This window comes from Bacillus sp. FSL K6-0972 (assembly GCF_037976035.1).
In the GTDB taxonomy this organism is placed as follows: Bacteria; Bacillota; Bacilli; order Bacillales; family Bacillaceae; genus Bacillus; species Bacillus haynesii.
Genome location: NZ_CP150260.1, coordinates 451774 through 477649, shown reverse-complemented (window position 1 = coordinate 477649; position 25876 = coordinate 451774). Strand labels below are relative to the sequence as shown.

Genomic DNA, 25876 nt, shown 5'->3' with positions numbered 1-25876 from the left:
CTCTCTCATTCATTCAAGAACGCCCTTCGTGATGATTCAAAATGTTCGGGTTGTTCCTTAAACCCGTTCTCCTTACATATGCGTTAACCGTAATGTCGACATCTGTGTCAGGAAAGTACCGGTTGCTCCACTCACCCTCCATCTTTTTCCACACTTGCGGATGGGCGCGATAGACAACATCGCCGAATTGCAGAACATCCGTCTTGTTTCGCTTAACAACGTCAATCGTATTCTGCAATTCATTTTTCAGTTCCTTTGCCACCTTCCTTTCGATGTCGCTCAGCACTTTTGGATCATCCAAGTGAATTGGCACAGTTGTTTCGCCGATGTCCCCTTCCATGTCAACGTCAACCGAAATCGCCGGCTTGCCGTTTTTCAGGTGAGATCTGATTTTTGTTTTTTGGCGGATGACGTCAAATGTGACGGCATCTTTCTCGTGATTCAATGTAATGGTCAAATACGTTCTGCTGATTTTATTGCGCAGCCATAAAACGCCTCGCGCGGTTTTGCCTTCAAGCCAATTGACGAGTTTGCCCTCTTTAATGACTGCCAGCCCGTCCGCTTCGACTATTGCCTCAGGAGATGTAGACTGCACGTTTTCCATTTTTTCACCCTTTTCCTTATTTCCGGTTACTTTAAAAGAAGAAATAATCGGGTGCTTCGCCTTCGATGTCAAGCACTTTACGACATCTTGTACGCTCGTTTTCATTTGTTCTCCCAAATGCTCTTCAGTAAATTGCAGCGTTTTGTTTACTTTATTTGACGGGATCTTATCGATCGGCGTCAGCGTCCTGATGAATGTTTTTGCTTTTTGGCCCCGGGAAATAATAATCGTCGCTGTTGAACGAAAATCGGTGTCCCGGTCAAGAACATCAAGAATTTTGATCAAGCCTTCTTCCTTGGCGAGTTTTTCATCGACAACCACAAGGTTGGTGTGGGAGTAATAAATTTCCCGCGACATTTTCGCTGATGCGTGCCTGCTCATTTCCGTCAGATTGTTGCCCGTCACAGAATAGCTTGAAATCGGCGGCCTGTCTCCCCCTTGTCCGCCTTGAAGACCGCCTGTCACATTGATCGGATTGACAATCTGATAGCTTAATTCGTATTCTGTATCTTTCCCTTTATCAATACCGATGGCAGTGATCAGCAGCAAATCTGTCAGCTCTCTTTTATCCCAGCACCCTTGAAGAAGGACAATCGCGGCCAATAAGAGCACAATCTTAACGCTTTGTTTCATTTGGATCACCATCTTCTTGTTTTGTCTTCATGTCGCCAGACTCCGGTGGCTCTGGTTTCTGGTGCTGTCCTTGGCGCACCTTATTGTCATTGCCGATCAGTTCAGGCCGCTTCTCATGTGTCCACCAAGGCAAACGAACGATGGCGTCGCCCCAGTTTTTCAAAATAAATGGTGCAAAAGGAGTCATATATGGAACACCGAACGAACGCAGGCTGCATAAATGGACAAACATGATGATCAGTCCAAGAATAATGCCGTAAAAACCCGTCGTCGCCGCGGCTAATATGAAGAAAAACCGAACGAGCCGGGCGGAAATCGCCATGGCGAAAGAAGGTGTAGCAAAACTTGAAATCGCTGTGATCGCTACGATGATGACCATCGCCGGCGACACAATCCCCGCCTGAACGGCCGCCTGTCCAATGACGATGGCTCCCACAATTGAAACGGCTGAACCTATCGCTTTCGGAAGCCGGATGCCCGCCTCCCGCAAAATTTCAAACGAAATTTCCATGATCAGGGCTTCCACCACAGCCGGGAACGGAACGATTTCACGCTGCGCGGCAATTACGATCAAAAGCTCCGTCGGGATCATTTCCTGGTGAAACGTCGTCGCACCGACGTAGACGGCAGGCGCAATAAGCGAAATAAAAAAGATCAACACGCGCAAAAAGCGGATGAACGTCGCAATGTCAAAGCGTGAATAGTAATCCTCAACAGATTGAAAAAATTGAATAAAAACGGCAGGGACTAGCAGGACAAACGGTGTACCGTCAACAAAAATGGCGATTCTTCCTTCAAGCAGATTCCCTGCGACCATATCCGGCCTTTCAGTATGATATACCGTCGGAAAGGTGGTAAATACGGCGTCTTCGATAAACTGTTCAATATAACCCGATTCAAGGATGCTGTCGATCTCAATGCTATCCATCCTTTTTTTTACTTCTTTCACCGTCTTCGGGTCGCACACCCCATTGATATACATGATCGCCACATCGGTTTTTGTAACGCTTCCCATCGTCATTTTTTCAACCCAAAGATTCGGGTTTTTAATGATTCTGCGCACCAAAGAGATATTCGTGTCGAGAGCTTCGATAAATCCTTCACGTGAACCGCGGAATGCCTGCTGATTTTCAGGCTCCTTGATCGAACGTTTTTCCCCGCCTTTCGTGCTCGTAATAACCGCTGTTTCCGTCCCCTCGGCCAAAATGATCGTATCCCCTGCCATCAAAGATTCAAGCAGTTTGTCCAATCGCTTTTCTTTTTCGACACCGCCCAGTGCAACAGCATCACTTGCAATCGTCTCGAGAACCTCCCTGCCGTACTCCTTTTTCGCCAATTCTTCGGAGTTCATGATCGATTCCAGCAAAAAGTCATGGATCGCTTTCTCATCTGTAATGCCGCCGACATAAACGACGGCTACTTCGATTTTTTCGTCAGCGCCCGTTTTTAATTTGCGGATGACGATATCCGCGCTGTTTCCGGTCATTTCTTTGATCATGCTCAGGTTTTCGGCAAGCAAGGGACGCACAAACCCAGACACTTTTACAGTTTCCGGGTTTTTATCTCCGCTCATAAGAGATTCTTGTTTGTTATCCTGTTGGTGACGACCTTTAAAAAAGAATGGCATGGCTGTCAGAATCCCCTTTTCGTTTTTCATATTTTTCCTTGCAAAAGCACATTTATACTATTCCCGGGCGAATAGTGCTTTATGAAAGGAGAAAAAATAACGGGGAACGGAGAGTGGTGCAAAGTTGAAATTGATCGGAATCGGGCTTTTATTATTTGCTTCCTTAGAGGCTTTTGCCGTCATCCTCGATGTATTTCAAGGCATGACCTTGCAAAGAGCCGTCATAAACTCCCTGACGTTTGCAATCTTAGAAGTGGGCGAGTGGATCATGATCCTTTTATTTTTGTTTATCATTTTTCTCGAAGCCTCGGCAAACTTTCGCAAGAAGAAAAAAAGGACATAAAAGGCTAAAAGGCTCCCTATCAAAAGGGAGCTTAAACTTCGATATTTCCATTGACCGTATCTGTCTGGTGGGAATGGATCATTCCTTTTACAATCGTATTGCCGATGATCAGGGTTTGCCTGGACGTATTGGTTTGAATTGCCGTCACTCTTGCAGCCGTATTGCTGCGGAGTGTGTTGTTGAGGATCGCCGAGTCCGACGATTGGTCAAGATAAATGAGGATAGCCGGCAAGGACGGCCTGCTGAGCGTTATCGTATTGCCGATAACCTCGTGTGTTCCGCGGGTGAGATACATCGTGACGATCAGCGGTGAATCTTCGATGTAGTTTCCGATTATTTTTGTATGCTGATTTGTCGAGCAGTATATTGGAAAGTTTCTGAAGCGGGTGATGGTGTTTTGCTGAATGACTGCGGAAGCCGTATTTGTGACGGATACAGCATATGACTCCGGCACCGTTTGAAAGCCGGAAGGCGAAATAAAGTTTCCTTCTATCACAGCATTTCCTTGCGATATCCATATGCCCCTGGAGAATTGCTTAATGACGTTATGCTTCATTAGGACGTCGTCCCCTGTGCTCCTGACCGCAAGAACGACATTTGCGATATGGTTGCCGGAAAACGTTACATTGTCTGATTGCGTGATGCTGAGAGCGGTGCCGGACCTTTGTTCAGGGACGTCGTTCTCAATATGATTTCCTTCAATAAAGATTTGCGACGCTTGATAAGCAAGAATTCCGGCATTTACAAAATCACGGATTTTATTCCCCGTAGCAAAAACGCTTTTTCCGCGGATATCGATGCCTGTCGTAAAACCGGAAATCAAATTTCCCTTTATGACGGCATCGCTTCTTTCTTCCAAAGCCCCTACACCGAGGCCGTTAATTCCGGTGCTCTGTCCGGTGAATTCGGGGTTTTTCTTGATGATATTGTTTGCAATCGTCGTCCCCGTTCCATAACCGTATGAAATGGTACCGTCTGCGACATTGCCTTCGATGATGACAGAAGTGCCGTTGAAATTGGAAATGGCATTGTTGACATTGCCTTTTAACACGTTGTTTCGGATGATCACATTGACGGGTTCTTCATAGACGATACTTCCTTCACTATAGCCTTCTATATCAATGCCAAAGCGAGGAGCGGTTCCGTTGCCTGTACCCGCATCTGTAATTTCGCATCCTTCAACAAGAACATTGTCGCACCCTGTGATCGACAAGTTATTTCTTCTGGAGCGCCTGATTTCACAATTGGTTACCTTAATACGCTCTGACGGCTTATAGCCTTCTCCTCCGTTGCTGATAATGATTCCGTCTCCTGTAAAATCGGCTATTCTCACGTGTTCAATGACGACATTTGACGCCCCTTCAATACAAATTCCGAATCCCCATTCATGAGTAGGCCTCGGGGCCGGTGTATATGTGTGTTCATCTCTTTCCCCAATGATGCTGCCTCCGGATATTTTCACATTGGATGTTCCGCCTATATAAAAAGCAGTGTATCCCCATGAGCTGTTCGGCTTTACCTTGATGACGGCCTCCGCGTCCATCAAAATTTGAATATTGCCCGGAACATTGATGCCGGCGCCGCGAAACGGAACCCGCGGGTCGCCGTTTTTCGTCCCGTCAATCAGGTATGTGCCGTTCGGTATCCATACCGTGTTGTATCCCATCGACTTTGTCCATGCCAAACATTCGTTGATCGCATTTGTGGAGTCTGTTTTGCCGTCGCCGACAGCACCGAACTTTGTCGCGTCAACCACTGTCATTCTCATTTCATCAGGTTGCTGCTGCACGCTGTTTTCAGCCTCCTTTTGTAAAACGGTTCGCGTTATATATATATGCCAATCTAGTAAACTCCGCTTGTACATTAATAGATAAAATTTTATTAAAAAATCTTTTAATCCAAATTTTCTTCCAAAACTTTTTTCTATCCGCTTGTAAAGCGCTTCACAACTTGTTGCATCATCGATCAATAATTCAAATCGATTGAAGGTGTATTGACACGAACATTATATAAGAATATGATTTTTATAATAGACATAGAAAGAGAAGGAGTATTGCGAATGTCAAACCATCAAAAAGAAACTTTTCAAAACATTCCGCAAAAGGGGTTTTTTGGACATCCCCGCGGACTCTTCACGTTATTCTTCACTGAATTTTGGGAGCGCTTTTCATACTACGGCATGAGAGCCATCCTTATCTATTATTTGTATACAGAGGTGACAAAAGGCGGACTCGGGTTTGATCAAACCACAGCGAACTCGATTATGGCCGTATACGGTTCCCTCGTCTATATGTCCGGCATTATCGGAGGCTGGATAGCGGACAGGCTCCTCGGAACTGCAAACACCGTGTTTTACGGCGGCGTGCTCATTATGTTCGGACACATTCTTTTGTCATTCCCGGGAAGCGTCCCCGCGTTCTTCATCAGCATGTTCTTGATCATCATTGGGACAGGCCTTTTAAAACCAAACGTATCAAGCGTTGTCGGCGATTTATACAGCCCTGAAGACACCCGCCGCGATTCAGGTTTCAGCATCTTCTATATGGGGATCAACCTTGGCGGATTTCTTGCGCCGATTATCGTCGGCACAGTCGGTCAGACATACAACTACCATCTCGGCTTCAGCCTTGCTGCCATCGGGATGCTGTTCGGGCTGCTGACCTATTTAGCGACACGGAAGAAAAGCCTCGGATCTGCCGGAAGAACGGTACCGAATCCGCTGACACCCGCTGAAAGAAAAATGGTGTTCGGACGAATTGGAATCGGTATTTTGGTGATCGCTGCCATCTTTGGCTATTCCATCTATATGGGATGGATGACAATCGAGCTGTTTACGATGATCGTCAGCTGTCTCGGTATTTTGATCCCGTTGATTTATTTCATCGTCATGTTTAAAAGCTCGAAAACGACGAGTGATGAACGTTCCCGTCTCACTGCTTACATTCCGCTGTTTGTCGCATCGATGATGTTTTGGGCGATTCAGGAACAAGGCGCCAATATTTTAGCCACCTATGCAGATAAACGCACTCATTTAGAATTTTTAGGTGTCCAATTGCACTCATCTTGGTTCCAGTCGCTGAATCCTTTGTTCATCGTTGTGCTTGCACCGGTTTTCGCATGGATTTGGATGAGGCTCGGAAATCGCCAGCCGTCAACGCCGACGAAGTTTTCACTCGGGTTGATTTTAGCCGGCCTGTCATTTGTCGTCATGATTTTCCCTGCTTACATCAACGGCACTGAATCACTTGCCAATCCAATGTGGCTTGTGCTCAGCTTCCTGATCGTCGTTCTCGGGGAATTGTGCTTGTCTCCAGTCGGGTTATCCGCAACGTCAAAGCTGGCTCCTGCGGCTTTCTCAGCGCAGACGATGAGTCTATGGTTCCTGTCAAACGCTTCTGCACAGGCCATCAACGCACAGATCGTCAGATTTTACAGCGCTGATACCGAGATCGCCTACTTTGGAGTCATCGGCGGTGTATCCATCCTGCTCGGAATCATTTTGATGTTGCTGTCACCGAAAATTCAGAAATTTATGAAGGGTGTCAATTAAAAAGCAACAGGCTGATACTCCTTTTCCCCTGTTTTTTTGCAGGATATATACATTCCGATTCAATGAGAGATAGGGAATACCTGTTAAAGGCAACCCCCGGAAAAAATTCCGGGGGTTTTCTTTGCGGGTTCGTATTCTAAATCTCGGTAGCTTCTTTAAACCACCGCTTTTTAACAAAAGTTTACATTTCCTCAAATGATAATTTTCATTGATTTGCTAGTATAAGTGTTATCAAAAGGAGGTTAGGATATGAACTTTTACAAAACGCTCGCTTTATCAACACTTGCAGCATCATTACTGTCTCCCTCATGGAGCAGTCTCCCCCATAACGAGGCTGCAGCTCATAAAAACTTCACGGTGACTGCAGATGCAGAAACAGAGCCGGTAGATACCCCTGACGATGCGGCAGATGACCCGGCGATTTGGGTTCATCCGAAGCATCCTGAAAAAAGCCGGCTGATCACAACAAATAAAAAATCGGGCTTAATTGTTTACGATTTAAACGGAAAACAGCTTGCGGCCTATCCGTTTGGCAAATTAAACAATGTCGATCTGCGCTACAATTTTCCACTCGATGGCAAAAAAATTGATATTGCCGGAGCCTCAAACCGGTCAGACGGCAAAAACACGGTTGAAATTTACGCCTTTGACGGCGAAAAAAACAAGCTGAAGAACATCGTCAATCCTCAAAAACCTATTCAAACCGATATTCAGGAGGTCTATGGTTTCAGCCTTTATCACAGCCAGAAAACCGGCAAGTTCTACGCCATGGTGACCGGAAAGAACGGAGAATTCGAGCAATATGAACTGTTTGACAACGGAAAAGGACAAGTCGAGGGCAAAAAGGTGCGCTCATTCAAAATGAGCTCTCAAACAGAAGGGCTTGCAGCAGATGATGAATACGGCAAAATGTACATCGCCGAAGAAGACGTTGCGATTTGGTCTTTCAGCGCCGAGCCAAACGGTGGAGATAAAGGAAAAATCGTCGATCGGGCAGACGGACCGCATTTAACCGCTGATATTGAAGGGCTGACGATTTACTACGGAGAGGACGGAGAAGGGTATTTGATCGCATCCAGTCAGGGCGATAACCGTTATGCCATCTATGACCGGCGCGGGAAAAACGACTATGTCACCGCTTTTTCAATTGAGGACGGTAAAGAAATCGACGGGACAAGCGATACCGACGGAATCGACGTCATCGGCTTCGGCCTCGGCAAAAAATACCCATACGGCATCTTTGTCGCCCAAGACGGCGAAAATACGGAAAACGGACAACCGGTCAATCAGAACTTCAAAATTGTCTCCTGGGAAAAAATCGCCGACGCGCTGGACGACAAGCCTGATATCGATGATCAAGTCAATCCCCGAAAACTGAAAAACCGAGCCAAATAACGACGGATCCGCGGGTATTTCCCGCGGATTTTTCACATCTCTTTATGTTAAGATAACAATTAATGGAGGGATTGTATTGCGTCTAAATCTTTATGCTGTAGTGTTTATCATGTTGGCGGTTTTATCAAATGTGGTGCTTCTTTACGTTTTTGATCAAGGTGTGTTGGCGTACACTTCGGCTGTCATCTTCCTGTTCGCTGCTGCATTTTGCACGAAGCGTCGGACTGAAGAATGAGGCTCCCTAAACCTTGTGGCTTCTTTTTAAAATACTCGTTCCGTAAGGAGGCAGTTTGAGCGCGCCTTTTTTCCGTGTTCCTTTTAACACGTCCGTATAGGCTTCTTCCGGAAGCGAGACACTTCTGTTTTCCGCTGTAAAATTCATCACGAAAATATAATCGTGGCGGCCGTCTGTGCGGAGCTGGGCGGTGACGCCTTTCGGGAACTCTGTATCGAGCACTTTGGCAATCCCGCACTCTTCAATAAGCCTGGATATAAACGCCTCTTGGAACGCCGCCTCATTCCTTGAAGCGATATAGTAGGCCTTCCCGTCTCCGAACAAATTGACCGTCAGCGCGGGCCGGCCTGCGTAAAAATCTTCCTCGTACACAGCGAGTGCTTCGGCCCCTTCTAAATGAATCAGATCGCAAAGCTCGCTGGCTTCATAGCTTCCACTTAACCCGAGCCGGTTATCTGCATCCATCACAATCGTGTTTTTCTGTCCGTCATGAAGGGCATCGATCTCCTCAGACCAAATGCCGAGCGTTTTTCTTAAGCCTCCAGGAAACCCTCCCAGGAACACAAGATCATTCTCATTAACAATGCCCGACCAATAAGTGGCGACAAATGTACCTCCATTTTGTACAAACTGTTCAATCCTTTCAGCGGTGTCTTCTTTCAGCATGTAGAGCATCGGGGCGACCAAAAGCTTATAGCGGGAAAAATCGGCCTCCATGTGAATCACATCAACCGGTACGCCTTCCCGCCAAAACGGTTCATAAAACGATTTGGCGGTCCGTTCATAATGCATCCCGATATTGCGCGGACCTTGGGCATCTTCCAAAGCCCAGCGATTCTCCCAGTCAAATATAATCGCGGTCTCGGGTTCGACTGTCGTTCCTGCGACATCCTCCAGTTTTTCGAGCTTTTCCCCGAGTTTTTTCACTTCCTGAAAAACGCGCGTATGCTCTGATCCCTCATGATCCACGACTGCCCCGTGAAATTTTTCGCTTGAGCCGCGGCTTTTCCGCCATTGAAAATACTGAACAGTGTCCGAACCGTGAGCGACTGCCTGTAATGATGACAATTCATGCATACCGGGGCGTTTCAGCTTGCTGACATCCTGCCAGTTCGTCATGCTCGGCGTGCTTTCCATCAGCATGAACGGCCGGCCTCCTTTAAGAGAACGATTGATGTCATGAACAAAAGCAATATCGGCTCCAAGCCGGCTGTCTTCCTGGCGGCTGTTGTGCCATGCCGGATAAGAATCCCACGAGATGACATCAAGCAAGTCGACAAACTTCCAATAATTCAATCCGGCATACGTTCCCATAAAATTCGTCGTCACAGGCAGTTCGGGGTTAAAAGAACGGACATGGGCGATTTCATGCCGGCAAAAATCAACCGTCTGATCCGTGACAAAACGCTTCCAGTCCAAATTCAGACCGTGAACGGCATCCTCGCCGTGCGGAGCGGGAGACTCGATCTCGTCCCAATCCGTATAGGTATGGCTCCAAAACGATGTCCACCATGCATGATTTAGGCGGTCCAGCGTTTTGTATTTCGCGAGCAGCCACTCTCTGAACTTGTTTTGGCAAAGTTCACAATGGCATTCTCCGCCGTATTCATTGGAGATATGCCAGCCGATGACAGCCGGGTGATGCGCATAGCGCTCCGCAAGCTTTCCGTTTATAATCGCCGTTTTCCTGCGGTAGACAGGTGACGTATAGCAATGATTGTGCCGCTTTCCATGAAGGTTTCTAACCCTGTTACGCTCCGTTCTCAGCACCTCCGGATACTTTTTGGACATCCAGGCCGGTCTGGCACCGCTCGGTGTAGCCAAGAACGCATAAATTCCGTTTTCCTTGAAAGTATCAAGAACCTGATCAAGCCAATCAAATGTAAACCTTCCTTCTTCAGGCTCGAGCGAAACCCAGGAAAAAATGCCGACAGACATCACATTGCAGCGGGACAGCTTCATCAGGCGGATGTCTTCTTTTAAAACGTCCGGATATTTAAGCCATTGATCCGGGTTGTAATCGGCTCCATGCAACAGTCGGGGAACTTTCCGGCTGATCGGGGGATACGGTTTGACCATCCTAAAGTTTCATCCTTTCTTCCTCGTTTTCATATGACGCGGAGACGGACATTAAACGCTTTCAAAAACAGGTTGTAGATTATATACTCTGTTTTCTTCCCTCTTTCCTGCCTGGTGGATGAATTTTCCTGTATGATTGAATTTATCTTTCTTTATTTGTAAAATATACTCTATCATTAACATTTTTAACTTTATTTCCATACACTTGACTAAATCAACTATTTTATTATAATTGATTAAAGCAACGATTTACAGGGAGAGAGGTTCTGAGATGACGGAAATTAATCATTCTATCACATTAAAATTCAGAAAGTTCAATCGATTCTACACAAATGTGCTCGGTTTTTTGAACGAACATATTTATGACAGCCCCTTTTCATTGACGGAAACCCGGATATTATTCGAAATTTACAATACGGCCGATTGCACAGCCAAACTGCTTCAAAATACGCTCGGCCTGGACCGGGGCTATGTCAGCCGGATCCTGAAGCGGTTCGAAAAGGAAAACATGGTCTATAAAAAGAGAAGCGAGGAGGACAGCCGCAACCACTATATCTATTTAACAAGCTTCGGCGAATCCATTTATAAGAAGCTGGAGGCAAAAGCCAATCAGCAAATCGAATACATGCTGAACCATATCGACGGCCGCCATCAGGAAAAGCTGATGGAGGCGATGAATACAATTCAATGCATATTGTCGGAACACCTGCCTCCCGAAAAATCGGCCGTTTCCATAAGAGATTACTATATATCGGACGATATCAAACTGATGATCGAAAAACAGCGTGCCTTTTACGCCGAGACACACGGCTGGGACGATTCATTTTTGGATTACCTTCACGAAACATTTGATGCCGATATCGAAAAAATTTGGATCGCGGAGAGCGCCGGAAGGTTTGCGGGATGCGTCGGGCTCGTTAAACATCCCGGCAAAACCGTGCAGCTCAGATGGTATCTGGTCGACGCCGCTTTTCGGCATCAGGGAGTCGGCACGCGCCTTTTGAAGCATCTCATCGATTATTGCAAAGAAAATCAGTTTGAGCGAATTTTTCTATGGACGGTAAGTACGATGGCTGAAGCGCGGCCTTTGTATGAAAAATTCGGATTCAGACTGACGGAAGTGAAAGACGAGGCTTTATTATGGGGGCAGCGGCTCCGGGAAGAACGCTGGGATGCCGAGTTAGGCTGACGAAATGGAGGATCTATGAAACGGAAAATACACTACGCCTGGATTATCGTTTTTGTGACGTTTTTGACGCTTTTGGCCGTTCAAGGAGTGCGCCTTTCCTTCGGGGCCTTTATTCAGCCTTGGGAAGAGGAATTTTCAATGGACAGAGGCACGATTTCGCTTATTTCCATGCTGAGCTTTATTGTCTACGGCGTATCCCAGCCGGTGATCGGCAGGCTTGTCGATCGGTTCGGACCGCGGATCATTTTATCTCTCAGCACGCTTCTGGTCGGCTTGAGCATTTTTTTTACATACCTCGTGACTTCTCCGTGGCAGCTGTTTATTTTGTACGGCATCATCGTTTCTCTCGGTGTCGGCGGTGCGTCGAATGTCGCATCGACCGTGATCGTGACCAACTGGTTCAATGAGAAGCGGGGGCTTGCATTCGGCATTATGGAAGCGGGATTCGGCGCGGGGCAGATGCTGCTTGTCCCTGGATCGCTCATGATGATCCACTGGTTTAACTGGAAAGTGACTGTCATCGTTCTCGGATTGTTTTTAGCTGTTATCGTATTTCCGATCGTCATCCTGTTATTGCGGAATCATCCTGCGGAAAAGAATGCAGAGCCGATCGGCGGCACTCAGGGCGGCGAGACAAAAGAAGAGCCGGACGCCCAGCCTAAAAAGATTCCATACAAAGCCGTTTTTCTTAAAAGGACGTTTTGGTTCCTCGTCTTGCCGTTTTTCATTTGCGGATTTACAACGACTGGGTTAATGGATACCCACCTTATCCCTTTTTCGCATGACCACGGGTTTTCGACCGAAGTAACAAGCGCCGCTGTCAGCCTGCTGGCCGGGTTTAACATCATCGGCATTTTGATTTCCGGCGTCGTCGCAGACCGCTGGAGCAGCCGAAAAATTTTGTGCTTTTTATATGCCGTAAGGGCGCTGTCGCTTGTCATTCTGTTGTCGAGCCACAACTCGATGCTCCTGCTTTGCTTCGCGGTTTTGTTCGGTTTGGTCGACTTCGCGACCGTCGCCCCGACGCAAATGCTCGCAACCCAGTATTTTAGGCAGTATTCCGTCGGGTTCATTCTCGGCTGGCTGTTCCTCAGCCACCAGCTCGGTTCGGCGCTCGGCGCTTATTTGCCCGGCGTCTGGTACAGCCAAACAGGCAGCTATAACCTGTCTTTCTACCTTTCAATCGTTATTTTGGCGGGAGCAAGCATTTTGAACATCCTTCTGCCGGAACCTAAAAAAATAAATCCAACACTGGATCAGAAAGGCCATTCAGTCTAGCAAAGCTAGTGAAAAAAACCTGTTTTTGATGTTCAAAAACAGGTTTTTCTTTATAAATTAAGAAGTTTTATTCTTATTGTAAATATCAAATGCAACGGCAATCAGAAGGACGAGGCCTTTAATTGCTTGCTGCCAGTCGATGCCGAGACCGAGCAGTGACATGCCGTTGTTCATGACCCCCATGACAAGGCCGCCGATGATGGCCCCGCCGATCGTGCCGATTCCGCCGTAAGCCGAAGCACCGCCGATGAAGCAGGCCGCAATGGCGTCAAGTTCAAACAGGTTTCCTGCTTTCGGAGTGGCCGCGTTTAAACGGGCGGCAAAAATCAAGCCTGAAAGGGCGGCTAAGACGCCCATATTGACGAAGACCATAAAGGTGAGCCGTTTTGTTTTAATCCCTGAAAGCTCCGCCGCTTTTTCATTGCCGCCGATTGCGTAGATTCTCCGCCCGATGACGGTTTTTTTCATGACAAATGTGTACCCGGCGATTAAGACGAACAATGTGATCAAAATGAGAGGTATACCTTCGTACGTCGCGAGAATGTAGGTAAAAAGGTTGATAATGGCGATAATAAAAAACACCTTAACTGCAAACAGACCTTTTCCCTGCAAGTCAAATTGGAATTTCTTCTGCATGTTTCTCTGCTGAAGCTGATACACGAGATAAAGAATCGACACACCCGCTCCGGCGACAATCGTCGTCATATGGAGCGTGCCTCCGTTCAGCCAGTCCGGAATAAAGCCGGACGCCATTTTTTGAAAGGACACAGGAAATGGAGCGATCGATTTCCCTTCAAGCACGATCATCGTGAGTCCTCTGAACAAAAGCATTCCCGCCAGCGTCACGATGAAGGCCGGAATCTTGACATAAGCGATCCAAAATCCCTGCCATGCGCCGATTGCCGCTCCCAGAAGCAACGACAGGACGACCGCCGCAAACAGCGGCATATCGTTTTCGATGATCATCATCGCGGAGACGGCGCCGACAAAAGCGGCGACTGAACCGACTGATAGATCAATGTGTCCCGTGATGATGACGAGCATCATCCCAATCGCTAAAATGAGAATGTAGCTGTTTTGCAAAATCAGGTTCGTAATGTTCAGCGGTCTCAGCAAAATCCCGTCTGTCAGTATTTGAAACAGCAGCATAATAAACACGAGCGCAATGACCATGCTGTATTTCCGGATATTCTGCTTATACATGTCGCGAAACAGCTGAAAGTAACCGGGCTGAGCGCGGTCTTTATCCGTTTGCACCGGTGTCTGCATACGCCTCTCCCCCTCTCTTCATGCGGATGGTCATATATTTCATCAGCTTCTCCTGATCAGCTTCTTCTTTGGAAAATTCGGCGGTGATTTCCCCTTCACACATCGTATAGATTCTGTCGCACATCCCCAGCAGCTCGGGAAGCTCCGAAGAAATCATAATAACCGCTTTACCTGCTTCGGCAAGCTGATTGATGACGCCGTAGATTTCGTATTTGGCGCCGACATCGATGCCGCGCGTCGGTTCATCCAGGATTAAAACGTCAGGCTCCGCAAAAATCCACTTGCTCAGCATGACCTTCTGCTGGTTGCCTCCGCTTAAATTTCCGGTCCGCTGGCTGATATCGGGCGTCTTGATGTTTAATTTCCGGCGAAAATCCTCCGCTTCATGTTTTTCGCGCCGTTCGTCCATCACCAATCGGCTCGACACCTTATCCAGTTTGGACAGCGTAATGTTTTCTTTAATGCTGTCCTCCAGAATCAGACCGTTTCCTTTCCTGTCCTCCGTCACATAGACGATGCCGTTTTTAATGGCTTCTTCAGGGTGGCGGATGTAAAGCTCCCGCCCGTCTTTTTCGATTGTGCCGGAGATGTTTTTTCCATATGATCTTCCAAAAATGCTCATCGCCAGCTCCGTCCTACCGGAGCCCATCAGTCCGGCAATTCCTGCGATCTCTCCTCTTTTAACGGAAAGGGCCGCCATGTTAACCACTTTGCGATCCTGTTGAAGCGGATGGTGAACTGTCCAATCCTTCACTTCAAAGATGACGTCCCCGATCTTGGCGCTTCTGTCAGGATAGCGGTTTTGCAGCTCTCTGCCGACCATGCCTCTGATGATCCGGTTTTCGGTCAATTGCCCGCTTTGAACATCAAGCGTTTCAATCGTTTGTCCGTCCCGGAGCACGGTAATCGAATCTGCGACTTTCGTGACCTCATTTAATTTATGGGAAATCATAATTGAAGAGATCCCCTGTTTTTTCAGTTCGAGTAAGAGCTGCAGCAGATTCTCGCTGTCAGCTTCATTTAAAGCCGCCGTCGGTTCATCCAAAATCAAGAGTTGCACCTTTTTTGCCAAAGCTTTGGCGATTTCAACAAGCTGCTGCTTTCCGACGCCGATTTGGGAAACGAGCGTATCCGGAGATTCTTGAAGCCCGACTTTTTTCATTAATTCGAGCGTTTCCAGCTTTGTCTTTCGCCAATTGATGACACCGCGGCTCGCCTGTTCATTGCCCAAAAAAAGATTTTCCGCAATGGAAAGCTGGGGGACGAGCGCCAGCTCTTGGTGGATGATGACGATCCCCGCTTCCTCGCTTTGCTTAATATTTCTGAATTGGCATACTTCCCCTTTATATAAAATGTCGCCCGTATACGTACCGTACGGATATACACCGCTTAGCACCTTCATCAAAGTCGACTTGCCCGCCCCGTTTTCCCCGCAGAGGGCATGGATTTCGCCCGCTTTAACGCGAAGGTGGACATTGTCGAGCGCTTTGACGCCGGGAAACTCCTTCGTGATGCCTCTCATCTCCAAAATGCAATCGGACATCGGATCACTTCCCTAATTCCGATTCTTTATAATAACCGCCGTCAACGAGCACTTTTTTATAGTTCTCTTTGTCGACGACGACCGGCTCAAGCAAGTATGACGGAACGACCTTCTCTCCGTTGTCATACGTCTTTGAGTCATTGACTTCCGCTTTTTCGCCTTTTAAGACGGATGTAGCCATCTCAACGGCTTTTTTCGCCAGCTCTCTCGTATCTTTGAAAATGGTTGATGTCTGCTCCCCTTTAATGATCGAATTCACGGAAGCAAGCTCTGCATCCTGTCCAGTAATAACCGGCAGCGGTTTCTTGTCCGATCCGTAGCCCGCACCTTTTAAGGATGAAATGATTCCGATGCTGATCCCGTCATACGGTGAAAGCACCGCATCAAGCTTCGCCTTTGTATAATGCGCACTCAGCAGATTGTCCATCCGGGATTGTGCGGTTGCGCCGTCCCACCTGAGCGTCGCACCTTGCTCAAATGAAGTCTGGCCGCTCAATACCTTTAATTTGCCAGAATCGATATAAGGCTTCAAAACAGACATGGCGCCGTCAAAAAAGAAATGCGCGTTGTTGTCGTCGGGCGATCCCGCGAACAATTCGATGTTGAACGGCCCTTTTTTGTCTCTTAAGCCAAGCTTTTCTTCAATATATTTCCCTTGAAGTTCTCCGACTTTATGATTGTCAAATGTCGCATAATAGTCGACATGTTTGCTGTTCATGAGCAGCCGGTCATAGGAAATGACTTTAATTTCCTGCTTGTTTGCTTTCTCAAGGACGTCGGTCAGCGCTTCTCCGTCAATCGAAGCAATGACGAGGACATTGACGCCTTTTGTAATCATGTTTTCGATTTGTGAGACTTGGTTTTCAACGACATCTTCCGCATACTGCAGATCCGTTTTATAACCGAGCTTTTCAAACTCTTTCACCATGTATTTCCCGTCATACACCCAGCGTTCCGATGACTTTGTCGGCATTGAGATTCCGACGTAGCCTTTGTCTCCCCCTCCGCTTGCCTGATTCCCCGAACAGGCGGAAACGATGAGACAGAAAAGCATTGCAGTGATCAACAGCCAGCTTTTTTTCATGCTTGGTATCCCCCTTTTGATTTCTCCCATCATGAATCATGCCAACTGTACCATGTCTTTCGAATGTCCGTCTTTTGAATTAATTAACTATTTTTATAAAAATCAGACTTTTTTAAAGCGCTTACATTACAATTTTCCTCCTGTTCGTTCAATTCCCGACATGCGCCGGTACTGATTGGGGGATACACCCATCGTCTTTTTAAATACAGTGCTGAAATAGTGCTGTGTATCATAGCCTGTTTGTTCGGCAATATCGTGAATCGAAAGAGCGGTTGTTTCCAACAGGTGAACCGCTTGGTCTATGCGCATCTCCGTCAAAAGCTGAACAAATGTCATGCCGAGCTCCTTCTTCATGATCCTGCTTAAATAGACGGGAGAAACTTGAAGCGCATCCGCCGTCTGTTTTAAAGAAAACTCCCTTTCAGTGAAATGCTTTTGCATATATTCTTTAGCCCTCGTGACAACCGGCGAGATATTGAATGTTTTCGAGACTTGCTGTCTGCAGTGCTGGTAGCATTGCGCGGCCGAGCGGCCGTTTTCAGCGAGCTTCGTGAAGCAGACGGCGGCGCTTGTCTGCATTTCGGCTTCGATCATCTCTGCAAGCGCCCGCTGTTCAGCTTCTGTAACAGAACGCCACAGGCAGGCGGCAATCAGGCGGTCTCCGTCGAAAAAAACAGCCTTATCCCGCTCATCGATAAAGAAGCGCTCTACTTTTTCTTTCAGACTGTCGGCTTCAGACGGCTTGTTCCATACATGTCCGGCCGCGATGACGCCGAGCGTCTCAGGATAGCGGGCCGGCAGACGGAGGCATTCGAGCTGCCGGTAAACATCTTCTTCCTCTGCCCGGCCTTCGATCCAGCTTCTGAAAACATGCTCTTTCAGAAGGCTGAGGTTTTGTTGAATATGCTGCTCAGCAAGCTTTTGCTCGCTCAGCTTCTTTTTTTCAGCTGCCAGCGACACGCTGATCTTTTCGAGCACTTGTTCCAGATGAGCGGGATCAACTGGCTTTAACAAATAATCATCGACATTCAGCCGGATCGCTTCTTGTGCGTATGCAAACTGATCGTAGCCCGTCACGATGACAAAGCGGCACTGTGGCAGTGCGCCGCGGAGCTTTTTCATCAGCGTGATTCCGTTTACAATCGGCATATTCAAGTCGACAATCAATAAGTCGATACCGTGTTTGAGAGCGAGCTCGAATGCCTCCTCGCCATTCTCCGCTTCAGCTGACACCGACATTTGATAGCGCTCCCAAGAGACGGCATCCCGTATTCCTTCCCGAATCCACGGTTCATCATCGGCAATCAGTACGCGCCAACATTCACGCAAGGCTTGTTCCCCCTTTTGCTAAGATTGGAAGCCGTATCGTGACGGCGGTTCCAGCTCCTTTCCGACTTTCAACCGTTAAACCGTACGGCTCACCAAAGGTAAGGGCAATCCGTTCATGGACGTTGATCATGCCGTAGCCCGCTGTATCGTCCCTGTGTTTGAATTGATCGGTTATTTGCTTTAGCTTCTCTTCATCCATTCCGGCTCCGTCATCCTCGATTTTGATAATCAGCGAGCCGTCTTCCTCCATGCCTTTGATCGTAATATGACCCGGCCCCTTTTTTTCTTTAATTCCGTGATAAATCGCATTTTCGACAATCGGCTGAAGCACGAGCTTTAATATCAGGCGATCGTCACAAAGCCCGGTCATTTCGATTGAGTAGTTTAATTTATCACGGTATCTCGCTTTTTGGATTTTCAAATAGTTTTCTACATGTTCAAATTCATCAGACAGCGGAATGATATCTTTCCCTTTACTCAAGGAGATGCGGAACAGCTTGGATAAAGCCTGCACGAGACCGCTGACCTCTTCCGCTCCTTTCTTCCTCGCCATCCAATTGATTGTATCCAGCGTGTTGTAGAGAAAGTGAGGGTTGATCTGCGCCTGCAGCGCCCTTAATTCGGCTTCTCTTTTTTGGCGCTCTTGTCTTTCTGTGACCGACATCAGCTCCCTGATTCTCATCATCAGGCGATTGAAGCTTTTTCCCAAAAGCCCGATTTCATCTTCCCTTTCCTCCTGATAAAATGTTGAAAAATTCCCGCTTTCCGCCGTTTTCATGACAGCATTCAGCTTCAAAATCGGCCGCGACATGGAATGGGACAAATAATAGGAAGCAGACATTCCGAGAAACGCCGCCGTCAATAAAAACAAAAGCACATACAAGTGGATTTCCTTCACTTCGAATACCGGTTCACCCGCTTTAAAAACGCCGACCGTTGTCCAGTTCGTAAAGGAAGACGTCTCATAAATGAACTGATATTCCTCTCCCTTGATCCGCTTCGAAAAATATCCGGAACGGTCTTGATGGAACCACTTTTTCGGCAGAAACAGATTTGAGGTCTCAGGTGAATAAATATTGCCGCCATTCTCATCCATGATCATCAAATAACCCGTTTTCCCCAGGCGGATATTTTTTGTCGCTTCTGCGAGGACGCGCAGTTTCAAATCGATAAGTACAACGCCTTTCACATGCTGTGTCTCAGGATCGATAACAGCTCTGACGGCAGAAACGACCTCGTCTTCCTTGTAGTGCACATGACTTCTGATATTCCGGTTGACAGGCTTCCCGATCATCTTGAAAATCCCTTCATTATCGACAGCCGCCTGATACCATGGTTCTTTAGTCAAATCTGTCGGCGTGCGTTCATACATCTCATTGCTGATCATCTCACCCTTATCATTGACGACGAGAATGCCCGCCGCTTCAGAATATAAAGAAGTCAGGCCCTGCAAAAACGTCCTTCGCTTATAATCCGCCTCTCCGTCCTCCTTTTCGTGATTAAAAAACGCTTCCATTTCTTCATTCATTGATATCAAATATGTCAGGTTCTGCAAGTGGCTGACATACACTTCAGCCGTCTTGTTCACTTCGCCGATCAGCTGGAGTGTTTGGTCGATCACCTGTTTTTCAATAATATTTTCAACGGCCCATCCCGATAAAATGCCCAGGCCGATCGTCGGCAGCATGCTGATTAACAAGAGAAGACTGATCAGCTTATAACGGATCGGCGCATTATTGATCAAACGTTTAATCATTCGCATAATAAGCTTCCACATTTTCTTTCGTTATGATGGTAATGCCTGTATCGATCGCGGCCGGGAGCGGGCGTTCATGCCTCAGATGGTGATTTGAGAAAAACAGCATGTGCAGCGACCAATAGCCCATTTGCCATGTGTCCTGGCCCATTGTCGCGGAAATCGATCCGTTTTTGATGCCGTCCAGCGTTTTCTTGTCTTTATCAAAGCCGATGATACATACTTCCCCTTCTAGTCCCGCCGCCTTCACAGCACGGGCCACACCGCTCGCTCCATTGGCTTCGGTCGTGAAAATTCCTTTGATGGACGGATTTTTTGCCAGAATCTTCGCCGCTTCTTTTTTCGACGTCAGTTCATCGCCTTTTCCGTCTAAAACAGCGGCGACCTTCATGTTTGGGTATTTTTGCTTGATCGTTTGTTCAAAGCCTTTCGTCCTTTCCTGATGATTGTACTGCCGCGGCTGGGTAATGACTGCGGTTTCTCCCTTTCCATTTAAAAACTCGGCCATTCGCCTTGCGGCCTCAGCACCCGCTTCCATATTATTTGTGCCGATATATGTAGAGGCTTTGCTGAGCGGGGCGTCTGAATCGAATAAAACGATCGGAATGCCCTGCTCGTGCGCTTTGTCGATGACAGTGTTTAAAGCTTTGGGATCTATTGCAGAAAGAGCGATTCCCGCCGGCTTTTTTGCAATCACCTGCTCGAGAACGGTCGTTTGCTCATGGACATCATAATGGGCCGCCCCCCGATACTCGACAGAGACGTTGAAAAGTTGCGCGGCATCCTCAAAGCCTTTCAGGCCGCTCTTCCAATATTCGATTCCCGATTGAAACGTAACCATCACGTATTTTTCTGACAGACTTCCGGCCGCAGGCCTTCTGCTTGCTTCTGTAGAGCCGGTTTTATCGCCACGGGAGTAGTCGTAGACATACAGAAAAAACAAACAGAGCATTACGGCATAAACAACTAACAGCTTTTTCATCTTTATCCCCCTGTTGGTCAGAGGACTAGACAGCGTTTACAATCTATCATGAAGTATATATTTGGCCGCATATTTTTCTAAGAATCCAGCTGAGGCATCCTGACAGAAATTCCGTCCGTCCCCTTTTTTCATCACAAACAGACAATTTCCCCCCCTTGTTCATACGAAATATCTAATCTATTTGACATTTTGTTCGAAAAACCCTGTTTAGTGTTCGACAAGATGCCTCTTTCTTAAAATTACCTTAAAGTTTGTGAAACAAAAAATAAATATCATAAAAAAATCAACCCTAAGAACTATGCCTTTTGACCTTGAAGGAAAATGGAGAAAAGTGCAAAATCGCAGTCATAATAAGGAATTCCCTACTTCACCGCCCGAATCGATTCTTTGATCACGGTACATTTTTCCTATTCAACTCATTTATACCATGTTGTAACATTAATAAGGTCCTTTAATGAACAGATCCCAACAGGTCATTTGAATCAAATTTCCGGGAGGTGGCAGTAACATGATCTGGGAAAAAACAGTTTTATACGGGCTGCAAGGTACACTTCTCATCAAAAAACAACAGCTCGAACAACTGAAAAATTGCCAAACCGAATTAGAAGCAGATAAAAAGGAATTTGACGATTCAAAAGACAGCATCAAAAAGCCCGAACTGTCGCCGACAACATGGCAGGGCAGCCTTGCTGATTCTTTTAAAAACGTCAGAAGCGATATGAAAACGGCCTACAATGATATTTGCGGAAAACAATTAAATGAAGTGTTTAAACAATTAAAGGAGAAAATCTCTTCTTTAAATGATGATATTGATTCGCTAGGTAAGGATATCAGCTCATTAAAAACGAAAATTGAAAAGCTGGAAAAAGAAGAAAGAGAAGCCCGCCGCTAAAGGAGTGATTACGATGGGTCAAGAAATCAAAGTCAAAACGAGCGAAGTCAAACAGGCGCTCTCAAAACTGAAGCATTCAGCCCAAGCTGTGAAGCCGAACGTGCCGACAGATATCAGTGGCAAAAACAACCTTGACGTCGTCAAAAAAATCGAAAGCATGAACAAAGATTTGAAAAGCCTGACAAAAGCATACGCATCGGCTCTTGCTAAACAAATTGCGCAAACCGAACAGGCAGTCAACGCCATAAAAGACGCCGACAAAAAGCTGTCGTCATCGATCAAAGCCAAGTAGAAGGAAGGGACTACGCATTGAAAACTCTAGATGTTCAGGCTTTTCAAACCGGCCTAGACAAAACGCTGACCGAATTAAAAAACCAGACTGACGAGATTTCAAAAGTCAAACAAAGCGTCAAAGGCCTCACCTCCCTTGACGACGCCTTAAAAGGCGCGGGCGGTGAAGCGATCCGCTCGTTCTACGAAGAGTGCCACACCACTTTTCTTCTTTTTTATGAATCTTTTATTTCCGAGTACAAAGGACTTTTAGAAAAGACGAAAAGTGCACTTCATTCCCTTGAACCGAACCAAAACGGCTTTATCTCGCAAAGCTTTCTTGAGAACGAACTCCATGACGGCGTCAGCCAAGCTGAATCGCTGACAGGCAGATTGACGGCAAAAGCCAATCAGACGATGGCCACTGTCAGCCACATCGTCGACCTGCCCGGTCTCGACGATTCAGCCGTCAACGAGAACGCCAAAAAAGCCCAAAGGCAAATCAGCGAGACGCTTGAAAAGCTTCATACTTTTGACCGCGAACAGACAAATGCGCTGAAAGCGGCGAAGGAAGACCTCGACACGATGAAGCAGTACATCCAGCAGCTGGAGAAAATGTATACGGGACCGAAGATTGAAATATCGGAGTATAAAAGCGGTTCAATTTTAAAACCGCAAAATGACTCAACAATCAGTCAAGCTCCTGGCAGCCTGCAAAACGACCTGCAAAACCCCGGCGAAACGCCGATGGAGAAGATGCTTGGACGGTTTAGCGAAAAAGACGAAAAAGGCAAAATCGATGACACAACAAAAGAAGAACTTCCATTTGAGATCGATTGGACGTATCCTGTAGCTAGTGCAGGAAGTTTGTATGGGACGACTACTGCTGCGATGGATTTTAGGAAGAGTGTGAAGTATGTTGTTAAAGATGGGCTTAAAATTGAAAAAGGTATAGAAACCAATAGTGGCAAGAAGATAAACGGATACAAGGTACAAAACGGCAAAGCAATAGGAATCAAAGGCAAAAATTATCCAGAAACATGGACTAAATCACAGTTAAAAGTGGGGAACAACCCAAAAATCGCTGAGTATACAAGGGCTTCTTCTGCAGTTAAAGGCGCAATGAAAAGCAAGTTGGGTTGGGCAGGTGTAGCCATCACCACTGGAGAAGATTTAGTGAATAATGTAAACGACCCTAATGTCTCCACTGAAAAAGTAATTGGGGATGCTGCAGTAGACGTGGGATTAGGTGCTGCAACAATTGGAGTTGGCGCAGTTGCAAGCGCATTTGTAATTGGAACGGTCGGAGCCCCTGTGATAGTCGGTGCAGCTGCAGCCCTGGTTGTGACAATTGGTGTATCAGAACTTCTAGGCGGCGTAAAATGGGGAAAAGACAAAAAAAGCATTACGGATATGGCAAAAGACTCTGTAGAATCGGGATTAAAAACAGTTGCAGGGTGGTTTAAGTAATTTCACATGGGAGGTGAACCGTCTTGTTAAGATTGGATACAGATACGACATTTAAAAAATTGCCTAGAGATATCAAACGCCATTTAATTGCAGATGAAGCATCGTCCCAAGATAAATGGTCAATGTTATTTTGTATTGTTGTGCTTTTAGATTTAATTTGCGGTATTCCGCTCTTTGTAAATGGGGAAAAAACGTTCACAATAATAGCATTACCTTTTATGATATTTATCAACTTATGGACAATCATTTTAATGTTTACAAAACTCGATAAGATTAGTCCTACTTACTTTGGTTTATACAAAGGAGGAACTGGAGCTGTTTCTTCGATTTGTTATTTTATACTTTCTCTAAAATATGTTTATTCTGTGTTAGGTTATAATCCTATTTTTATGATTGCTTCATTACTAACTTATTTCATTGTTACGCTTGGGTTTATCCGATATTACGTAATTGTTTTACCAAAACGCAGCAAAAAAGAGAAAAGAAGTGCTTCATGGGGAACCTATTTATTAACAATAGGACCGGGATTAGGCTACATCATTGCACAGTTCATGTTTCACTTTGCAGATTCAATTGTTCATTTGTTTATGAGTTATATTTATTTATTTTTAGCTTGCTTTTTTTCTTATATGGGGGTCAAATTCATTCACCAATACCTTTTCATTAAAGCCAATCAACATATATTTAATGGGAAATAAGAAAGGAGAACTTTTTCGATGCTTGAAAATAAGCTTCTGCCTTCCGGTTCAATCGTCTTACTAGAAGGCGGAACAAAAAAATTAATGATTTACGGAAGAAAACAGATCGTCGTGAGCGAAGATCCGAAAATGTTTGACTATATCGGCGTTTTTTACCCCGAGGGCTACATTAATCAAGAATACACTTTTGCTTTTAACCATTCTGATATTGAGAAAGTGATTTTCGAAGGTTACGAGGATGAAGAGGAACGAGAATTTCAACATGTTTTAAAAGAAGCAGCCATCGATTAGAAACGGAAGCGTCTCATACATGGGACGCTTTCTTTTTGGACAAAAGATCGCTATATAAGTAAAAAGCAGTCTAAGTACAGGAACTGAAATTGGAGCAGCAATAGAGCATTTAAAAAAGGGCAAATACGAAATTCAAACAAAGCCAACCAGAACATCATCGACAGGCATTTATATAAAGGGATAAACAGACAGGCCGAAAATAGCCGACTTGGAAACGGTGCATTCGAAACCATAAAACAATGGAAGAAAGCAATCCAATTAACATTCTCTTCAACATTGTATCCCTTGAAAAAAATGCTTTTTAGTGCTTTAAAGAAGTAGCCATGGATGCCTGAAGTCTTTTCAGATATTGGGGGTCATAAGATTGCTGAAATTAAATGAAAAGGCTAAATTCAGAAGATTGCCTGAAGATACTAGACATCACTTAATTATTTTGGTTGATCGAGATGAAAGAAAGAATATGTGTATATTAAATATTTTCATGTTGGATGTATTGCTCTTATTTCTGCTGCTTGCAAACGGCATCAAGCTGTTTACTTTAGTCGCTTTACCACCTCTTATATTCGTTAATCTATGGATGTTTATTTTATTCTTCAAAGACATGGAAATACATAGAAACAATCTAGAATTTGTCCTTTATAAAGGTTTTTCATTTAGTACTATGTCGTATTGCTGGTTTATTTTATCCCAGAAAATGTACTATTCAGTTTTGGGATTCAATTGGCTGTTTTTCATTTTTTCTGCTCTCATACTTGCCGTAGCAGCTCTAAGTTCATTTCGCTACTTTTTGATAAAGTTTTCCATTCATCAACAACAAAAAAGAGCTGTTCTTCCTTGGACAGCCTGGTTATTAACAGCTGGCCCGGCTGCTGGCTATATGATTTCACATATCGTTCTTCATTTTTCTGAATCTGTTATTAACCTATTCATGAGCATTTTCTCTTTGGCTGCAGGCTGCCTTTTTTCTTTTATCAGCGCTAAGTTTATACATCAGTTCTTTTTTATTAATGCTAATCGACAGATTGTTAAAAAAGGCTAAAACGCAGTAGAGCAAAAAATAAAGTGTTGCTAAAGGAGCCTTTTTATGAAAAACGAAAAAAATTTTCTATATAAAAAAATAAACGAGGCAATGATCATCTTCTCTATTTTATTTCCTGTAGGGGGTATCTTTTTAGTCATTATGACGATATGGGCGGTAGGAGCAAAAGCCCCTTCAGAAATCCCCTTGTTTGTTTCGGTTATCAGCTTATTTTTTTTCGTTCCTCCACTCCTATTACATATCTTCAGAAAAAAGGTCTGGCTGAAAAAACACATGGGGAATTATAAAAATTCAGAGGGATAAGCGGAGGAATACAAGCT

22 protein-coding genes are annotated in these 25876 nt (G+C 45.7%); 12 read left to right on the top strand and 10 right to left on the bottom strand.

What is annotated here, in order from left to right; all coding sequences use genetic code 11:
* Positions 1–13: 13 nt before the first annotated feature.
* Positions 14–1237, bottom strand: coding sequence for a Ger(x)C family spore germination protein (locus MKX80_RS02450; protein WP_268314350.1), 1224 nt, complete (start codon positions 1235–1237; stop codon positions 14–16).
* A complete protein-coding gene (locus tag MKX80_RS02445; protein WP_339228534.1) occupies positions 1221–2810 on the bottom strand; it encodes a spore germination protein in 1590 nt (529 codons plus the stop codon). The genes MKX80_RS02450 and MKX80_RS02445 overlap by 17 nt, the downstream gene beginning before the upstream one ends.
* Positions 2811–2988: 178 nt before the next feature.
* Here MKX80_RS02445 and MKX80_RS02440 point away from each other — a divergent pair, with 178 nt between their 5' ends.
* Positions 2989–3207 carry a hypothetical protein gene (locus tag MKX80_RS02440; protein WP_154995591.1) on the top strand — a complete coding sequence of 73 codons (219 nt, stop codon included), beginning with the start codon at positions 2989–2991 and terminating at the stop codon, positions 3205–3207.
* A gap of 31 nt (positions 3208–3238) precedes the next feature.
* Here MKX80_RS02440 and MKX80_RS02435 read toward each other — a convergent pair whose 3' ends face one another.
* The gene (locus MKX80_RS02435) at positions 3239–4975 is read right to left on the bottom strand and encodes a right-handed parallel beta-helix repeat-containing protein (protein ID WP_244958333.1); all 1737 of its coding nucleotides are present in this window, start codon (positions 4973–4975) and stop codon (positions 3239–3241) included.
* 291 nt (positions 4976–5266) lie between these two features.
* Here MKX80_RS02435 and MKX80_RS02430 point away from each other — a divergent pair, with 291 nt between their 5' ends.
* Both MKX80_RS02430 and MKX80_RS02425 read left to right on the top strand, forming a co-directional pair.
* Entirely contained in the window at positions 5267–6757 is a 1491-nt protein-coding gene (locus MKX80_RS02430) for a peptide MFS transporter (protein WP_154995587.1), read from the top strand.
* 249 nt (positions 6758–7006) lie between these two features.
* Positions 7007–8152: a phytase gene (locus tag MKX80_RS02425; RefSeq protein ID WP_268315683.1), complete on the top strand. Its 1146-nt coding sequence runs from the start codon at positions 7007–7009 to the stop codon at positions 8150–8152.
* Between the two features lie 241 nt (positions 8153–8393).
* Here MKX80_RS02425 and MKX80_RS02420 read toward each other — a convergent pair whose 3' ends face one another.
* The gene (locus MKX80_RS02420; protein WP_268314354.1) at positions 8394–10466 is read right to left on the bottom strand and encodes a beta-galactosidase; all 2073 of its coding nucleotides are present in this window, start codon (positions 10464–10466) and stop codon (positions 8394–8396) included.
* Between the two features lie 271 nt (positions 10467–10737).
* On the opposite strand from MKX80_RS02420, the gene MKX80_RS02415 reads away from it, so the two are divergent.
* Positions 10738–11655 carry a helix-turn-helix domain-containing GNAT family N-acetyltransferase gene (locus tag MKX80_RS02415; RefSeq protein ID WP_268314356.1) on the top strand — a complete coding sequence of 306 codons (918 nt, stop codon included), beginning with the start codon at positions 10738–10740 and terminating at the stop codon, positions 11653–11655.
* 15 nt (positions 11656–11670) lie between these two features.
* A complete protein-coding gene (locus MKX80_RS02410; protein WP_154995579.1) occupies positions 11671–12933 on the top strand; it encodes an MFS transporter in 1263 nt (420 codons plus the stop codon).
* Between the two features lie 57 nt (positions 12934–12990).
* On the opposite strand, the gene mmsB is transcribed toward MKX80_RS02410, so the two are convergent.
* The 6 genes from mmsB to MKX80_RS02380 all read right to left on the bottom strand — a co-directional run bounded on the left by mmsB (position 12991) and on the right by MKX80_RS02380 (position 20896).
* Entirely contained in the window at positions 12991–14202 is a 1212-nt protein-coding gene (gene mmsB / locus MKX80_RS02405; RefSeq protein WP_043925985.1) for a multiple monosaccharide ABC transporter permease, read from the bottom strand.
* Positions 14177–15745, bottom strand: coding sequence for a multiple monosaccharide ABC transporter ATP-binding protein (mmsA, locus tag MKX80_RS02400; protein ID WP_268335143.1), 1569 nt, complete (start codon positions 15743–15745; stop codon positions 14177–14179). Before mmsA ends, mmsB begins: the two co-directional genes overlap by 26 nt.
* A gap of 4 nt (positions 15746–15749) precedes the next feature.
* The gene (gene chvE / locus MKX80_RS02395; protein ID WP_326849667.1) at positions 15750–16829 is read right to left on the bottom strand and encodes a multiple monosaccharide ABC transporter substrate-binding protein; all 1080 of its coding nucleotides are present in this window, start codon (positions 16827–16829) and stop codon (positions 15750–15752) included.
* Between the two features lie 126 nt (positions 16830–16955).
* Positions 16956–18158, bottom strand: coding sequence for a response regulator (locus tag MKX80_RS02390; RefSeq protein WP_182069311.1), 1203 nt, complete (start codon positions 18156–18158; stop codon positions 16956–16958).
* The gene (locus MKX80_RS02385) at positions 18151–19914 is read right to left on the bottom strand and encodes a sensor histidine kinase (RefSeq protein WP_315941044.1); all 1764 of its coding nucleotides are present in this window, start codon (positions 19912–19914) and stop codon (positions 18151–18153) included. The genes MKX80_RS02390 and MKX80_RS02385 overlap by 8 nt, the downstream gene beginning before the upstream one ends.
* Entirely contained in the window at positions 19907–20896 is a 990-nt protein-coding gene (locus MKX80_RS02380; RefSeq protein WP_268314364.1) for a substrate-binding domain-containing protein, read from the bottom strand. The genes MKX80_RS02385 and MKX80_RS02380 overlap by 8 nt, the downstream gene beginning before the upstream one ends.
* A gap of 508 nt (positions 20897–21404) precedes the next feature.
* Between MKX80_RS02380 and MKX80_RS02375 the strand changes: the two genes are divergently transcribed.
* From MKX80_RS02375 to MKX80_RS02345, 7 genes are all read left to right on the top strand, one after another.
* Positions 21405–21788 (top strand): DUF5082 family protein, encoded by a 384-nt coding sequence (locus MKX80_RS02375; protein WP_003178893.1) that lies wholly within the window; start codon positions 21405–21407, stop codon positions 21786–21788.
* A 13-nt stretch (positions 21789–21801) separates the two neighbouring features.
* The gene (locus tag MKX80_RS02370) at positions 21802–22080 is read left to right on the top strand and encodes a YwqI/YxiC family protein (RefSeq protein ID WP_268314365.1); all 279 of its coding nucleotides are present in this window, start codon (positions 21802–21804) and stop codon (positions 22078–22080) included.
* 17 nt (positions 22081–22097) lie between these two features.
* The gene (locus tag MKX80_RS02365) at positions 22098–23528 is read left to right on the top strand and encodes a T7SS effector LXG polymorphic toxin (protein ID WP_268342661.1); all 1431 of its coding nucleotides are present in this window, start codon (positions 22098–22100) and stop codon (positions 23526–23528) included.
* A 23-nt stretch (positions 23529–23551) separates the two neighbouring features.
* Positions 23552–24226 carry a hypothetical protein gene (locus tag MKX80_RS02360; protein WP_154998483.1) on the top strand — a complete coding sequence of 225 codons (675 nt, stop codon included), beginning with the start codon at positions 23552–23554 and terminating at the stop codon, positions 24224–24226.
* Between the two features lie 18 nt (positions 24227–24244).
* Positions 24245–24517 carry a DUF4176 domain-containing protein gene (locus tag MKX80_RS02355; protein ID WP_035337240.1) on the top strand — a complete coding sequence of 91 codons (273 nt, stop codon included), beginning with the start codon at positions 24245–24247 and terminating at the stop codon, positions 24515–24517.
* Between the two features lie 364 nt (positions 24518–24881).
* Positions 24882–25556, top strand: coding sequence for a hypothetical protein (locus MKX80_RS02350; protein ID WP_154998485.1), 675 nt, complete (start codon positions 24882–24884; stop codon positions 25554–25556).
* Between the two features lie 45 nt (positions 25557–25601).
* The gene (locus tag MKX80_RS02345; protein WP_268342660.1) at positions 25602–25859 is read left to right on the top strand and encodes a hypothetical protein; all 258 of its coding nucleotides are present in this window, start codon (positions 25602–25604) and stop codon (positions 25857–25859) included.
* The last annotated feature ends 17 nt before the right edge of the window (positions 25860–25876 follow it).

Excerpts from the sequence above, each read along its gene's own strand:
- MKX80_RS02450 (WP_268314350.1), bottom strand. The coding sequence starts at position 1,237 with ATGAAACAAAGCGTTAAGATTGTGCTCTTATTGGCCGCGATTGTCCTT.
- MKX80_RS02445 (WP_339228534.1), bottom strand. The coding sequence starts at position 2,810 with ATGAGCGGAGATAAAAACCCGGAAACTGTAAAAGTGTCTGGGTTTGTG.
- MKX80_RS02435 (WP_244958333.1), bottom strand. The coding sequence starts at position 4,975 with ATGAGAATGACAGTGGTTGACGCGACAAAGTTCGGTGCTGTCGGCGAC.
- MKX80_RS02430 (WP_154995587.1), top strand. The coding sequence starts at position 5,267 with ATGTCAAACCATCAAAAAGAAACTTTTCAAAACATTCCGCAAAAGGGG.
- MKX80_RS02425 (WP_268315683.1), top strand. The coding sequence starts at position 7,007 with ATGAACTTTTACAAAACGCTCGCTTTATCAACACTTGCAGCATCATTA.
- MKX80_RS02420 (WP_268314354.1), bottom strand. The coding sequence starts at position 10,466 with ATGGTCAAACCGTATCCCCCGATCAGCCGGAAAGTTCCCCGACTGTTG.
- MKX80_RS02415 (WP_268314356.1), top strand. The coding sequence starts at position 10,738 with ATGACGGAAATTAATCATTCTATCACATTAAAATTCAGAAAGTTCAAT.
- MKX80_RS02410 (WP_154995579.1), top strand. The coding sequence starts at position 11,671 with ATGAAACGGAAAATACACTACGCCTGGATTATCGTTTTTGTGACGTTT.
- mmsB (WP_043925985.1), bottom strand. The coding sequence starts at position 14,202 with ATGCAGACACCGGTGCAAACGGATAAAGACCGCGCTCAGCCCGGTTAC.
- mmsA (WP_268335143.1), bottom strand. The coding sequence starts at position 15,745 with ATGTCCGATTGCATTTTGGAGATGAGAGGCATCACGAAGGAGTTTCCC.
- chvE (WP_326849667.1), bottom strand. The coding sequence starts at position 16,829 with ATGAAAAAAAGCTGGCTGTTGATCACTGCAATGCTTTTCTGTCTCATC.
- MKX80_RS02385 (WP_315941044.1), bottom strand. The coding sequence starts at position 19,914 with ATGATTAAACGTTTGATCAATAATGCGCCGATCCGTTATAAGCTGATC.
- MKX80_RS02380 (WP_268314364.1), bottom strand. The coding sequence starts at position 20,896 with ATGAAAAAGCTGTTAGTTGTTTATGCCGTAATGCTCTGTTTGTTTTTT.
- MKX80_RS02375 (WP_003178893.1), top strand. The coding sequence starts at position 21,405 with ATGATCTGGGAAAAAACAGTTTTATACGGGCTGCAAGGTACACTTCTC.
- MKX80_RS02370 (WP_268314365.1), top strand. The coding sequence starts at position 21,802 with ATGGGTCAAGAAATCAAAGTCAAAACGAGCGAAGTCAAACAGGCGCTC.
- MKX80_RS02355 (WP_035337240.1), top strand. The coding sequence starts at position 24,245 with ATGCTTGAAAATAAGCTTCTGCCTTCCGGTTCAATCGTCTTACTAGAA.
- MKX80_RS02345 (WP_268342660.1), top strand. The coding sequence starts at position 25,602 with ATGAAAAACGAAAAAAATTTTCTATATAAAAAAATAAACGAGGCAATG.